Origin of the sequence: Micromonospora sp. AMSO12t (assembly GCF_008806585.1) — a bacterium.
Classification (GTDB): Bacteria; Actinomycetota; Actinomycetes; order Mycobacteriales; family Micromonosporaceae; genus Micromonospora; species Micromonospora reichwaldensis.
Map to the genome: position 1 here is coordinate 11,280 of NZ_WAAS01000013.1, position 14,213 is coordinate 25,492.

Sequence of the window (14,213 nt, forward strand, 5' to 3'; positions counted from 1 at the left end):
CACTGGAGACCGTGAGATGCCTGGTCACGGGAGCTACGGGTTACATCGGCGGGCGGCTGGCGCCCCGGCTGCTGGCCGAGGGGCACACGGTGCGCTGCCTCGCCCGCAGGGCGGGACGGCTGCGGGACGTGCCCTGGGCGGCGCGGACGGAGATCGTCGAGGGCGACCTGCGCGCGCCGGAGACGCTGCCGGCCGCGTTCGAGGGCGTGGACGTCGCCTACTACCTGGTGCACTCGCTCGGCCAGGCCGGCTTCGAGGCCGCCGACCGGGAGGCCGCCACCCGGTTCGCCGAGGCCGCGCGGGCCGCCGGCGTACGCCGGATCGTCTACCTGGGCGGGCCGGAGCCGGCGGCGGACCGGGAGGTCCCGTCGGCGCACCTGCGCTCCCGGGCCGAGGTGGGGCGGATCCTGCTCGACAGCGGGGTGCCGACGGCGGTGCTGCGGGCCGCGGTGATCATCGGGTCCGGGTCGGCCTCGTTCGAGATGCTGCGCTACCTGACCGAGCGGCTGCCGGCCATGGTCACCCCCCGCTGGGTCCGCAACCGGATCCAGCCGATCGCCGTCCGGGACGTGCTGCGCTACCTGGCCGGCTGCGCGCACCTGCCGCCCGAGGTCAACCGCGCCTTCGACATCGGCGGGCCGGACATCCTCACCTTCCAGGACATGATGCAGCGGTACGCGCGGGTGGCCGGGCTGCGCCGGCGGACCATCGTGCCCGTGCGACCGCTGACGCCGTCGCTCTCCTCGCACTGGGTCGGGCTCGTCACGCCGGTGCCGAACGCGATCGCCCGACCGCTGGTGGAGAGCCTGGTCCACGAGGCCGTCGCCCACGAGCACGACATCGCCGCCTACGTGCCCGACCCGCCGGAGGGGCTGACCGGCTTCGACCAGGCGGTCGCGGCGGCCCTGGCGAAGGTCCGCGACGGCGAGGTGGAGACCCGCTGGTCGACCGCGAGCGGCCCCGACGCGCCGGCCGAGCCACTGCCCAGCGACCCGGAGTGGTCCGGCGGGACCGCCTACACCGACGTCCGCGAGCGGGCGGTGCACGCACCGCTGGAGGAGCTGTGGCGGGTCGTCGAGGGCGTCGGCGGGGAGCACGGCTGGTACTCGTTCCCGCTGGCCTGGTCGGTCCGCGGCTGGCTGGACCGGCTGATCGGCGGCGTGGGGCTGCGCCGGGGCCGGCGCGACCCGCACCGCCTCCAGGTCGGCGAGGCGCTGGACTTCTGGCGGGTGGAGGAGATCGTGCCCGGCGAGCTGCTGCGGCTGCGCGCCGAGATGCGGCTGCCGGGCCGGGCCTGGCTGGAGATGCGGGTGCTCCGGGTGGACGGCGAGGGCAGCCGCTACCAGCAGCGGGCGGTGTTCCTGCCGCGCGGGCTGCCCGGGCACGCGTACTGGGGCGCGGTGGCGCCCTTCCACGCGGTGGTCTTCGGCGGGATGGCCCGCAACATCGCCCGCCAGGCCGAGCAGGCGGCCCGCCGGCCCGTGGCCACGTCCCCGCGCCGCTGAGACGCCCGGGGCTCAGTTGCCGGCGCGGGCGCCGGTGAGCCGGAAGGCGGTCTCCTCGCTGGGCGGCACGAAGTCGCGGACCGGCTCGTCGCGCAGCGCGAAGGCGAGCACCTCCCCCACCGCCTCGACCAGCTGCCCCTGCACCCGCTGGCCCACCGCGTCGCGCGGGTCGTCGGGGTTCGCGGCGATCGAGGCGACCGCCAACTGCGGGGTGAAGGCGACCACGGTCTCCGTCGCGTACCCGTCCGAGCTGCCCGTCTTGCCCGCCACCGGCCGGCCGAGCAGCCGACGCAGCCCCTCCGCGGTGCCGCCGTCGCACTCCCGGTACATCGACTGGTCGCCGACCGCGCAGCGGGCCGCGTCGGCCGCCGCCCGGGCCACGTCCGGGTCCACCGCCTGCCGGCAGTGCGTCCGCGCGGCGGCCACCGGGCGACCGGCGGCGTCGGCGATCGAGACGACCGGCAGCGGCGCGCACCACGAGCCCTCGGCCGCCACGGCGGCGTACGCGCCGGCCAGGTCGAGCGGGGTGGTGGCGGAGACCCCGAGGGTGAACGGCCCCCACTCGCGCGCGCCGTGGCGGGCCAGCCGCGCGTCCTCCTCGGCGCGGAAGACGATGCCGAGCCGCTCGGCCATCTCCACCACGCGGTCCGCGCCGACCCGCTCGGTCAGCCAGGCGAAGTACGTGTTGACCGACTCGCCGAAGGCGGTCCACATGGTGTGCCGGCCGTCCATCAGGTCGCTGGCGTTGCGCGGGCACCAGTACCCGTCGCAGCTCGCCGCCCCGCTCGCCGAGTAGTCGGTCACGATCCGCTCCGGCGCGTCGAACTCTGTGCTCAGCGGCAGCCCGGACTCCAGCGCGGCCAGCATCGTGAAGACCTTGAACGTGGAGCCGGCCTGGTAACCCTCGATCGCCCCGCCCCCGGCGACCAGTTGGTTGACCGTGTTCGGGTGGTTCTTCTGCCCGGCCGGGTTGGCGGCCACGCCGTAGTTGCGGTTCACCGCCATCGCGAGGACCCGGCCCGTGCCGGGCTGGACCACCGCCGTCGGCGCCGCCCGGCGGTCGTCCACCGAGTAGATCCGGCGCACCTGCTCGGTGGTGGCGCGCTGCACCGCCGGGTCGAGCGAGGAGACGATGGAGAACCCGCCCCGGCGCAGCGTGAGCTGCCGCTCGTCGACCGTCGCGCCGAACGCCGGCTGGGCGTTCCACCAGCGGGTGAACCAGTCGCAGAAGAAGCCCCAGTCGTTGTGCTCCGCCGGCACCGCCGTGCAGTCGTTGGGCGTCTGGCTAGGGCGCAGCGTCAACTGCTCCGCCCTGGCCCGGTCCGCCGCCTCGGCCGGGACCTGCCCGGACTCCACCAGCCGGTCCAGCACGTACGCCCGGCGGGCGACCGCCGCGTCCGCGTCGCCGTTGATCGGGTCGTCGGTGTGCGGGGAGCGGACCAGTCCGGCCAGCAGCGCCGCCTCGGCCAGGGTGAGGTCCGCCGGCGGCTTCGAGAAGTAGCGGCGGCTCGCGGCGGCCACCCCGTACGCGCCCGCGCCGAAGTAGGCGATGTTGAGGTAGCGGGCGAGGATCTCGTCCTTGCTCAGCTCCCGCTCCAGGGCCAGCGCGTACCGCATCTCCTGGATCTTGCGCGCGGTGCTCAGCTCGGTGGCGGCAGCGCGCTGCCGCTCGCTCAGCCGGGGGTCGTTGCTGAGCACGTTGCGGACGTACTGCATGGTCAGCGTGGACGCGCCCTGCCGGGTCTCCCCGGCCCCCCGGTTGACGGTGAAGGCCCGCGCCACGCCGCGCAGGTCGACCCCGCTGTGCTCGTGGAACCGGGTGTCCTCGGCGGCGATGACCGCCTGCCGCATCACCGGCGCCACCTCGGCCAGCGGCACGTCCACCCGGTCCTCCTGGTAGAAGGAGGTGATCAGCGTGGTGCCGTCGTTGGCGTAGAGGTTCGAACGCTGGGGCGTGGGTGGCGTGCGCAGCGTGTTCGGCAGCTCCGAGTACGGCGCGGCGAGCGCCGAGAACCCGATCCCGAAGACCAGCGCGGCCGGGAGGGCCGCCACCGCGAGCGCCAGCCCGGCCAGCGAGCCGGCGAGCAGCACGGTGAACACTTTGTCGAGGCGTGCCCGGGTCATCAGCTCTCCCCGCAGGAGCCGGTCAGGACCCACTCAGAATGACCCGAAAGCCCCTCTGGGCCGCCCCTTTCCCCCAAACCCGCAGGAAACTCACGCGGGCGGGTAACTCGGGCGGGTTACGGCAGGAGCACCGCGGCGAGGGGGTGGACGCTCTCCTCGATCTCGTCGGCGACCCGGCTGAAGCACTGGTCGCCGCGCCCCCACGGATCGTCGAGATCGTCGGTGGGCAGCGAGGTGGTGCCCAGCCGGGCTGCGTGGGCGGCCTCCACCAGGGCCACGCCGCGCGCGTACACCGCGTCGGGGGTCGCCTCGGCCGCCGGCAGGGCGGCGGCGTCCACGCCGGCGAGCAGCCGGCCGAACTCGCCCAGCACGAACGTGCGCGACTCGGCGTCGGGGCGCAGCGCCACCACGTACTCCTGCTGGTCGGCGGTGGCGGTCAGGACGAGGTCGGCGGCGTCGATGTGGTCCGACCGCAGCTTGCGCGCGGCGAAGCCGGCGACGCTGCCGCCCCGGGAGGTCACCTGGCGCGACGCCGGCGGGTTCATCTCCTCGCCGGCGTGCCAGCCCCCGGTGCCGGCGCTGTGGCTGTGCAGCAGCTCGTCGGCGCGCTCCGGGTCGACCTCGCGGCGGGCCAGCCGTTCCCGGACGGCGAGGGCCAGCAGCCGCTCGGCCATCGGGGAGCGGCAGATGTTGCCCATGCACACGTGCAGCACGGTGAACGGAGGCACTCAGACCCCCTGGCCGACGAGGATGTCGGGCACCACGTCGCGGAGCTTCTCCAACCCGACGGCGCCCTGGCGGAGGAGCTGCGGCACCTCGCCGGTGAGGTCCACGATCGTGCTCGGCACCGGATCCGGGCACGGCCCGGCCTCCAGGTAGGCCCGCACCGAGTAGGAGAGCTGGTCGCGGGCCTCCTCGGCGGTGAGGGCGGCCGGCTGGCCGGTCTTGTTGGCCGAGGCGACCGCCATCGGGCCCGTCTCGCGCAGCACCTCCAGCGCCACCGGGTGCAGCGGCATCCGCACCGCCACCGTCCCCGAGGAGTCGCCGAGGTCCCAGCGCAGGCTGGGCGAGTGCGCCACGATGATGGTCAGCGCCCCGGGCCAGAACGCCTCGACGAGGTCCCGGGCCGCCTGGGGCAGCGAGTAGACCAGGCCGTCGAGGGTGTGCCGGGAGCCGATCAGCACGGGCGGCGGCACCTGACGGCCACCCTTGGCGTCCAGCAGGGCCTTGACCGCGTACGGGGTGAACGCGTCCGCGCCGATCCCGTAGACCGTGTCGGTCGGCAGGACGACCAGCTCGCCGTTCTTGACCGCCTCGATGGCAGCGGCGATGCCGCGGTCCCGGTCGGCGGGCGACCGGCAGTCGTAGAGCATCACGAGGAGTCAGTCTGCCACGTCGCGGCGACGGCGGCGTGCTGGCCGTCCGCCCGGCGGGACGCGGTCGCGAAGCGGGGCCGTCCGGTCAGGTCCGGGTGGCCGGCGACCGCCTCGAACCGGCCGTCCGCGGCGAGCAGGTCGGGCACCGCCGTGCCGTGCGTGTCGTCGTGCTCCACGCCGAACACGCCGCCCGGGCGCAGCAGCGCCGCCGCCCGCGCGATCACCGGGCGGATCACCGCCAGGCCGTCCCCACCGCCGAAGACCGCGTTCGCCGGATCGTGCCGGCCCACCTCCGGGGGTACGGCCACCCCCGACGGCACGTACGGCGGGTTGCAGAGCAGCACGTCGACCCGGCCCACCAGGTCGGCGAGCAGGTCGGCGGCGGTGACGTCCGCCGCCACCACCTCGATCGGCCGGTCCCCCGCCTCGGCGCGGGCCGCCGCGTTGCGGTGCAGCCAGGGCAGCGCCGCCGCCGACCGTTCCACCGCCACCACCCGGGCCGCCGGCAGCTCCTGGGCCACCGAGAGGGCGATCGCCCCCGAGCCGCTGCACAGGTCCACCACCAGCGCGGCGCCCAGGCGCCGGCCCTGCGCGATCCCCCAGCCGGCGAGCAGCTCCGTCTCGGGCCGGGGCACGAAGACGCCAGGCCCGACGGCCAGTTCCAGGTGCCGGAAGCCGGCGCTGCCCGTGAGATGCTGCAACGGTTCCCGCCCGGCCCGCCGCGCGACCAGCTCGTCGAACCGGTCGAGCTGGTCGGCCGTGAGGTCGTCGGCCAGCGCCAGCCGACCCCGGGGCACCGCCAGCACGTACGCGGCCAACTGCTCCGCCTCGGCGCGGGGCGAGGCGATACCGGCGTCGGCGAGGGTCCGGGACGCCCGGGCCAACGCCACGGAAGGGCGCTGCCGTCTCGTCCCTTCGGACGGGTGTTGCGGCACGGTGGTCACGAGATAATCATGGGGCGTCGCGCTGGACATCACGAGCGGATGCGTCCGGACGCACACCGACAGGAGGTCGCGGTGGGTTGGCTCGACCGGGTCACCGACCAGGTTGACGCCCTGACGCGGGCGCGGGCCCTCCAGGAGTCCAGCCGCTCCGCCGAGGCGTACGCGATCCTCGACCGGGTCGTCGCCACCACCACCGACCCGTACGCGCGGGCCGACGCCCTGGTGCAGCGCCTCTCCGCGGTGATCAACCTCGGGCGGACGGCGGAGTACACCCGGGCCGTCGAGGAGGCCTCCACCGCCGTCCGCGACCTCGCCGAGCCCTACCTGCTCGGGCACCTCAACGCGCTGGCCGCCCTCGCCGCGCACCACCAGGGCGCGCTGGACCGCTGCGTCACCCACCTGGTGAAGGCCGCCCGGGCGTTGGGCGCGGTGGCGGACCCCGACCGGGACACCGCGTGGGGCTGGCACGACCTGGCGATGGCCTACTCGTACCTCAGCTTCCACGGCTACGCCCTCGGCGCCATCGAACGGGCGCGGCAGCTCGGCAGCGCCGCCGAGATCCCGGAGGAGACCTTCGCCGCCCCCGGGATCCGGCTGCGCAACGCCGTCGCCCTGGACCACAACGGCGACAGCGACGGCTGCCTGCGGGTACTGCGCGACGTCGCCGCCGACCTGGACCGGTTCCTGGGCAGCGGACGGGCCGGCAAGCTGCGCCCCAGCAGCCTGGCCGCGTACGGCTACGCCGCCGCCCGGCGGGCGGCCCTCGGCGACCGGTGGGACGTCGCCCCGCAGGCCGGCCCGGCCCGGCTGCTCGGCCACGGCGGCGACAGCGCCCGCGCCCGCGACATGCGCCAGCTCGGCCAGGTCTGCCTGGCCGTCGCCGAGGGACGGCCGATCGAGGCCGTCACCCGGCTGGACACCGTCCAGGTCTCCACGGAGACGCTGGGCGCGGCCGAACCGGCCCGGCTGCGCAGCATCGCCCTGGCCCGCGCCGGCGACCACGCGGGGGCGCACCGGGCCGACCGGCTGGCGTTCCGGCTGGCCGCCCAGCGCAACGACCGGCTCCGCGACGTCTACATCGACGGCATCGCCGCCCGCATCGACCACGAGGAGATGCGCCGCGAGGCGGCCCGCTTCGAGGGCGAGGCGTTGACCGACCCGCTGACCGGGCTGCCCAACCGGCGGCGGCTGGAGCGCTACATCGCCACCCTGGTCGCCCACGGCGACCGGGTCGTCATCGGCGTCTGCGACCTGGACGGCTTCAAGGCCGTCAACACCCGGCACGGGCACCACTCCGGCGACCTGGTGCTCCAGCGCATCGCCGGGGTGATCAACCGGGTGATGCGCCGGGGCGACTTCGTGGCCCGCTACGGCGGGGACGAGTTCGTGGTGGTGCTGCCCGGCGCCGGAATGACCGAGGCGGCCGAGGTGGGCCGCCGCATCGACGCCGCGGTGCGCACCGAGGACTGGGAGTCACTGGTCCCCGGCACGCCGGTCGGGGTCAGCGTCGGCTTCGCCGAGGTGGGCGCCACCGGTCCCGGCCTGCGCGACGCCCTCGGCACCGCGTTCGAGGCCGCCGACCGCGCGATGCTGGCGGCGAAGACCCGCCCCCGTGCCTCCTGACGCCTCGTCGGGCCCCGGGGGTCAGCGGCGGGTCAGCTCGGTGTCGCCGGCCAGGCGGGCGGCGCGGTCGGCCTCGGCGAGGGCGTCGAGGACCGCGTCCAGGTCACCGGCGAGCGCCAGGTCCAGGTTGTACGCGGTGTAGCCGATCCGGTGGTCGGTGATGCGGTTCTGCGGGAAGTTGTAGGTGCGGATCCGCTCGGAGCGGTCCACGGTGCGCACCTGCGCCTTGCGGGCGTCCGAGGCGGCCGCGTCGGCCTGCTCCTGGGCCGCCGCCAGCAGCCGGGCGCGCAGGATCCGCATCGCCTGCTCCCGGTTCTGCAACTGGGACTTCTCGTTCTGGCAGGAGACCACGATGCCGGTCGGCACGTGCGTGATCCGTACCGCCGAGTCGGTGGTGTTCACCGACTGGCCGCCGGGCCCCGACGAGCGGAACACGTCGATGCGCAGCTCGTTCGGGTCGATGGTGACGTCGACGTCCTCGGCCTCCGGCAGCACCAGCACCCCGGCGGCGCTCGTGTGGATGCGGCCCTGCGACTCGGTGACCGGTACGCGCTGCACCCGGTGCACGCCGCCCTCCCACTTGAGCCGGGACCAGACGCCGTTGCCGCCCTCGGGCACACCCTTGGTCTTGATCGCCAGCGAGACGTCCTTCACCCCACCCAGGTCCGAGTCCTGGGCGTCGATCACCTCGGTGAGCCAACCGCGCCGCTCCGCGTAGCGGGTGTACATCCGCAGCAGGTCGCCGGCGAACAGCGCGGACTCCTCGCCGCCCTCGCCCGCCTTGATCTCGACGATCACGTCCTTGGCGTCGTGCGGGTCGCGCGGGATCAGCAGCTCCGCCAGCCGCTGCTCCAGCGCCGGCAGGCTCTCCGCGATCGACTCGGCCTCAGCGGCGAAGGACGCGTCCTCGGCGACCAGCTCCCGGGCGGCGGCGAGGTCGGCGCGGGCCTGCTCCAGCTCCCCGGCCGCCTTGTGTAGCGGGACCAGCTCGGCGTACCGGCGGCCGACCCGGCGGGCGGTGTTCTGGTCGGCGTGGATGGCCGGGTCCGCCAGCCGCTTCTCCAACTCGGCGTACTCGTCGAGGAGGGCGGCCAGGCGCTCGCTGCTCATGCGGGGGAGGCTCCTTCGACGGGGACGGGGCAGGACCAGGGGGAATACGGACGGCGCCCGCGTCCGGCACGAAACCGGACGCGGGCGCCGAACGAGGAGCTACTTGGCCTTCTTGGCCTGAACCTTGGCGTACTTCTGCTGGAACTTCGCCACCCGGCCCGCGGTGTCCAGGACGCGCTGCTTGCCGGTGTAGAACGGGTGGCAGGCGCTGCAGGTCTCGACGTGGATCGAGCCGCCCTTGGCGGTGCTGCGGGTGGTGAACGTGTTACCGCAGGAGCAGCTGACCTCGGTGGTCACGTACTCCGGGTGGATGTTGGACTTCATCTCGCCTCGGTCCTCTCGTGGATGGTCGCCGGGTCGCCGTCGGTGTCCGTCGCGGCGCGCGACGGGCTCGGGCGTGAACCGGAACCGGTGGCCGATTGACCAGTGTGCCATGGGCGTACGCCGACCCGGCAGTCGGGCCGCACGGCTGGTCCGGCATCGACAACGCACGCCCCACCTGCTGCATTCCCGACGCCTGGCCGGGCATTCGTCCCGGCACGGCCGCCGTCGGCGTCGTGCCCCGCCCGGGGCACGCGGCGCGGACGGCGGGGACCGCCGACGACGTACGACACGGAGGAGCCGATGGCCCGCCTGATCGCCACCCGGGGACTGCCCGCCTCCGGCAAGACCACGTTCGCCCGGACCCTCCAGCCCTCCGTGGTCCGCGTCAACCGCGACGACCTGCGCCGCATGCTGCACGGCGAGCGGCTGTTCACCCAGTGGGCGGAGTGGCAGGTCACCGTCGTGCAGCGGGCGCAGGTCGAGGCGCTGCTGCGGGTCCGCGCCGACGTCTGCGTCGACGACACCAACCTGCGGTCGCGGACCCTGCGCGACTGGGCCGACCTGGCCGCCCGGCACGGCGCCGGGTTCGAGGTGCACGACTTCACCGACGTGCCGCTGGCGGAGTGCCTGCGCCGCGACGCCGCCCGCCCCGAGGCCGACCGGGTCGGCGAGGCGTGGATCCGCCGGCTGCACGAGCGCTACCTGGAAGGTCGTACGCTGCCGCTGCCCGTGCCGCAGGCCCGGACGGGGCGGCCCGCCACGGTGCACGCCCCGTCGACCGAGCCGCCGGAGATCGTGCTGGTGGACATCGACGGCACGGTCGCGCTGAACGTCTCGCGCAGCCCGTACGACATGACCCGGGTCGCCGAGGACGAGCCCAACCCGGCGGTGATCGCGGCGGTCCGGGCGATGCACGCCGCCGGATACGGCGTGGTGTTCTGCTCGGGCCGGGACGCCACCGCGCGCGCCGCCACCGAGGCGTGGCTGGCCCGGCACGTCCGGGTCCCCTACCTCGGCCTGCACCTGCGCGCCGTCGGCGACAACCGGAAGGACTCCGTGGTCAAGCGGGAGATCTACGAGCGCGAGATCGCCGACCGCTACCGGGTGGTCGGCGTCTTCGACGACCGTCAGCAGGTGGTGCGGATGTGGCGCGCCCTCGGCCTCACCGTCTTCCAGGTGGCCGAGGGCGACTTCTGAGCGGTCGCGGGTGTGAGGAAGGGCACCTTCCCATCGCCTGGGCGACAGGAAGGTGCCCTTCCTTGCATCTCAGGCGGCGGGAGCCGCGGCGGCGGCCGTCAGGGTGACGGTGGCCTCCGCCCGCGCGCCGTTGACCGCGACGGCGAGCTTGACCTGCGCGCCGGGGCGCAGGGCAGTGAGCTTGCCGGTGGCCGGGTCGAAGCGGGCCACGTGCCAGGGCTTCAGCCCGAGGATCGAGCCGACGTGCACGTTCGGCGAGGCGGACCAGTCCGCGCTCACCGGCGCCGCCACCGGCACCGTACGCCCGCCGGGCTGGGTCACCGTGGCGGTGACCGTCGCCGGGGCGCCGACCGCGACGCTGGCCGGGGCGGTCAGCGTGAGCGCGTCGACGTGTGCGTGCGTCTCGGCGCTGACCCAGCGTGGGCCCTCGACGAGGGGGTTGCGCCGGGCCCGGTCGGCCTCGGCCGGGCTCACCGGGTCCACCCCGAACTCGGTCCACCCGGTGAAGCCGCCCTGGTCGGCCGGGGTGGAGGGGTTCTTGCCCGAGTTGCCGTTGATCAGGTACGGCACCCCGTCGACCCGGTCGGCGTGGAAGGTGCCGACGTGCCCGCCGACGAACGCGGCGCCCTTGCCGGTGCGGTGCTGGAAGTCGGCCAGCCACTGCTCCAGCAGCGCCGCCTCCTTCCGGTCGCCGAGCTGGCTGGCCTTGGCCGGGCTCGGGTCGCGCGGCGGGTGGTGGTGCAGCACGACCACCGAGCCGACGGCCGGGTCACCGGCCGCCGAGTCGAGCGCCTCGCGCAGCATCCGCACCTGGTCGAAGCCGCCGCCGCGCAGCGAACCCGTCGACGAGTTCAGCGTGACGAACCGGGTGCCCTTGTGGTCGAAGGTCCGCTCGGTGTCGCCGAAGGCGGCCCGGAAGTTGGCGATCGGGGCGCCCATGATCTCGTGGTTGCCGGGCACGTAGTAGTACGGCAGTTCCCCGCCGAGTTCCTCGTCCAGCAGCCGCTTGGCGAGCGCGAAGTCCGCCGGGTAGGCGGTGTCCACGAAGTCGCCGTTGATCACCAGGAAGTCCGGCTTCGCGGCCTTGACCTCGCGGAGCGTACGGCGGGCCTGGGCGACCAGGTCGCTGTCCGGGTTCGCCGCGACGAACTGCGCGTCGGACAGGACGGCGAAGCGCCAGGGCGCCCCGTCCACCGTGCCGTCGCGCAGCACCACCCGGTCGGTGCGCGGCTTCTCGGCCGGCGCGTCGACCGTCGGCGGCACCTTCGCCACCAGGTCGTCGATGATGACCTCGCTGCGGTACTGCGCGGCGGCGTTGGTCTCCGCCACGTAGAACCGGCGAACCCGCACCGGGTACTGCACCCCGGCGGGGACCGCGAACTCGACGTACTTCCAGCCCGTCCAGGTGATCAGCGGGCCGCGCAGCACGTGCTGGGTGTCCTGCGCGTCGTGCAGGTGCAGGCTGGGCCACTCCCCCGTGCCGTTGCCGTGGATCCACATGCCGAACGCCTGCGGCTGGCCGGGCACCTCGATCCAGGCGGGCGGGTCCGCGTACGCGGCCCGGGTGCCGGTGGACTGGCTGAAGTCGTACGTCATCTTCAGGCCCGTGCCGGTGCGGCCCGGCGCGGGCGCGACCGCGCCGCTGGCCCGCGCCTGGCTGAACTTCCAGGCCGCCGCGTCGTCGAAGCCGGCCACCGGCACGTCGGTCAGCCCGACGGTGACCGGCAGGACGGTGCTGCTCCGGCCAACGTGGACGGTGACCAGCGCCGAGCCGGTGTCCCGCAGGGCGGTGACGGCGAGGTTGCCGTCGGCGGTCGGCGCGATCTTCAGCAGGTCCTTGTCGTAGTCGAGCTTCAGGTCGGCCGGCTCGATGGGGGCGGTGTTGCCCTCGGCGTCGTAACCGACGACGCCGAACAGCGCGCTGCCCTCGGCACCGGTCAGGCCGACCCGGTCCACCGTGGAGTCGATCCGGGCCAGCGGCCCGAGCACGGTCAGGTCGAGGGTGCCACGGGCCGCGCCCCGCGAGGCGGTGACCGTGGTGCTTCCGGGCAGGAGGGCCCGGAAGCGGCCCTTGCCGTCGACGACGCCGTGCACCGCCGGGTTGGCCCGCCACGTCGGCGCGCCGGCCGCTGGGCCGTACGTCTCGTCGTGGCCGGCGGCGGTGAGCTGGCGGGTCAGGCCGGGGAAGACGCGGTCGGGCCGGCCGCCGCGCACCGGCGCGACGCCGGGAGCGGTGGTCGGGTCGCTGGCGGTCTCCAGCCAGTACCCGGTGAGCCGGCCGCTGCCCTTGGGCGCGTAGATGGCCAGGCCGTTGGGCACGGCCCGCTCGCTGCCGTCGGACGGGCTGTTCTCCACCTGCACGGCCGCCGCACCCGGTTCCCGGGCGAGCAGCGTCGAGGAGCCGCCGCCGTCGAGGTTGAGGGCGTGGTGGGCGCCGAGTTCGGCCATCATGCGGCCCATCTCGGTCTGGGTGACGCCCCGGCTGTCGACCTGCCGACCATCCACAGTCAGCATGATCATGCGCCGGCCGTCGGCGGAGAAGCCGACGGCCGTGCGCGGGGCCAGCGACGCGTCGGCGATGCTCTGCACCACCCCGTCGCGGACCAGCACGTTGCCGCCGCCGACGGCCGCGTGCAGGTTGCTGCCGTCGGTCGGCTTGGGCCGGTAGGCGACCGTCACCGCGTCGCCGGGACGCAGCCCGGCGAGGGCGTCCGCGCCGGCGTCGCGGCCGAGCAGCACGGTGGTGCCGGCCGGGACCGCCCCGCTTCCGGCCGTCCCGGCGACGGTGGCGACGCGGCCGTCGACCACCGAGACCTCCGTGACGCGGGCGGCGCCCTCGACCGCGCGTTGCCGGGTGTACGACCCCCAGAGCGCGGTGAACACGCCGATCCCGTTCGCCTGGATCATGTTGTTGAACTGGGTCAGCGTCACCGGACCGGTCGGCAGGGTCGCGGTGCCGTCGAAGTTCACCTCGATGACCCGGCCGAGCCCCTCGGTGGTGATCGCGACGGCGTTGCGGTGCCCGCTGACCGCGGACTGGACCAGTTGGCCGTCGCGGACGCCGACCCCCTGGGCGGCACCGGAGTTGTTGATGTCGAAGAAGTCGCCGTTGACGGCGGCAACCGCACGGGCCGCGTCGACGGCGCCGCGCAGCGGCTCGGCCCGGCTGACCGCGCCGGAATTGACGTAGTCCACGGTGAGGCCGCCGGTGAGGTCGGCGGTCAGCGCGTCCGCGCGCAGCCAGCCGTCGGCGTCGTACCGGTCGAAGGAGGTCAGGTTGAGGCCCGGGGCGACCGGGCGGGTGGTCTTCGCCGTCTCCAGCCCGCCGGCCGGCTCCACGCCGGTCGGGGCCGCGGCGGCCGACATGCTCGCGGCCGGATCGCCGGCGAGCGTCACGGAGCCTGCGGAGTACGAGGAGGCGCGCGGCGCGTCCTCGGCGGCGGTGAGGGACGGGTCGGTGGCCGGAGCGGGCGCACCGGCGTTCGCCGGCACGGTGCCGGCCAGGGTGAGCAGCGGCGTCAGCAGCAGGACGCCTGCGAGCCGGGCGGATCGTCTGCGGGTACGCATGGGCGACAGTCAACCGGACGATGAATAGAAGTTTCAATAGCTGCCGGCCAAAGCGAAGGAAAACTCCACCCTTCCGGCGGTCGTCCCCGCCATTGCCGACACCGCCCTCCGGAGCACGGGCCCCTCGGAGCGCGGGCCTCAGGGAGCGCGGGCCCCGCACCGCACCGCACCTCCCCGCACCGCACCGCACCGCACAAGCGGAGCCACAATCCGGCAGCACGTGCCGCGACCGCGCGCCCCGCCGCCGCACCCCACGGCCACACCACGACATGTGCTCGAGGCCCCACGGCCACCCACACCGCGCGTGCGCTCGGTGGGTCGCCCTGCGGCGTGCGCCCGGGACCGCACGACCACCCACATTCGGTCACGGAGAGTGGGCGACTCTGCGCCGCTCCACCCCTCGCTCCGCCCCCTTTGCTCTGCATCCATATCCGCACCGGACA

Annotated in this window: 10 protein-coding genes; 3 read left to right on the top strand and 7 right to left on the bottom strand. The window is 74.9% G+C overall.

What is annotated here, in order from left to right; translation table 11 throughout:
• Positions 1-11: 11 nt before the first annotated feature.
• Positions 12-1,505: an SDR family oxidoreductase gene (locus F6X68_RS03500; RefSeq protein WP_151452885.1), complete on the top strand. Its 1,494-nt coding sequence runs from the start codon at positions 12-14 to the stop codon at positions 1,503-1,505.
• Positions 1,506-1,517: 12 nt separating this feature from the next.
• On the opposite strand, the gene F6X68_RS03505 is transcribed toward F6X68_RS03500, so the two are convergent.
• The 4 genes from F6X68_RS03505 to prmC all read right to left on the bottom strand — a co-directional run bounded on the left by F6X68_RS03505 (position 1,518) and on the right by prmC (position 5,940).
• Complete coding sequence (locus F6X68_RS03505; protein ID WP_151452886.1) at positions 1,518-3,629, bottom strand: transglycosylase domain-containing protein; 2,112 nt, start codon at positions 3,627-3,629, stop codon at positions 1,518-1,520.
• Between the two features lie 116 nt (positions 3,630-3,745).
• Positions 3,746-4,357, bottom strand: coding sequence for a phosphotyrosine protein phosphatase (locus tag F6X68_RS03510; protein ID WP_151452887.1), 612 nt, complete (start codon positions 4,355-4,357; stop codon positions 3,746-3,748).
• Complete coding sequence (locus F6X68_RS03515) at positions 4,358-5,002, bottom strand: L-threonylcarbamoyladenylate synthase (RefSeq protein ID WP_151452912.1); 645 nt, start codon at positions 5,000-5,002, stop codon at positions 4,358-4,360.
• On the bottom strand, positions 5,002-5,940 hold the full coding sequence (gene prmC / locus F6X68_RS03520; RefSeq protein ID WP_151452911.1) for a peptide chain release factor N(5)-glutamine methyltransferase: 939 nt from the start codon (positions 5,938-5,940) through the stop codon (positions 5,002-5,004). The genes F6X68_RS03515 and prmC overlap by 1 nt, the downstream gene beginning before the upstream one ends.
• Positions 5,941-6,021: 81 nt before the next feature.
• On the opposite strand from prmC, the gene F6X68_RS03525 reads away from it, so the two are divergent.
• Positions 6,022-7,572, top strand: coding sequence for a GGDEF domain-containing protein (locus F6X68_RS03525; RefSeq protein WP_151452888.1), 1,551 nt, complete (start codon positions 6,022-6,024; stop codon positions 7,570-7,572).
• Between the two features lie 21 nt (positions 7,573-7,593).
• Here the strand turns inward: F6X68_RS03525 and prfA are convergent, their stop codons facing one another.
• On the bottom strand, positions 7,594-8,682 hold the full coding sequence (gene prfA, locus F6X68_RS03530; protein WP_151452889.1) for a peptide chain release factor 1: 1,089 nt from the start codon (positions 8,680-8,682) through the stop codon (positions 7,594-7,596).
• 99 nt (positions 8,683-8,781) lie between these two features.
• Positions 8,782-9,006, bottom strand: a complete 225-nt coding sequence (gene rpmE / locus F6X68_RS03535; protein ID WP_088998650.1) for a 50S ribosomal protein L31 — start codon at positions 9,004-9,006, stop codon at positions 8,782-8,784.
• 300 nt (positions 9,007-9,306) lie between these two features.
• Between rpmE and F6X68_RS03540 the strand changes: the two genes are divergently transcribed.
• Positions 9,307-10,203: an AAA family ATPase gene (locus F6X68_RS03540; RefSeq protein WP_151452890.1), complete on the top strand. Its 897-nt coding sequence runs from the start codon at positions 9,307-9,309 to the stop codon at positions 10,201-10,203.
• Between the two features lie 69 nt (positions 10,204-10,272).
• Here the strand turns inward: F6X68_RS03540 and F6X68_RS03545 are convergent, their stop codons facing one another.
• Entirely contained in the window at positions 10,273-13,770 is a 3,498-nt protein-coding gene (locus F6X68_RS03545; protein WP_151452891.1) for a phosphodiester glycosidase family protein, read from the bottom strand.
• Positions 13,771-14,213: the final 443 nt, after the last annotated feature.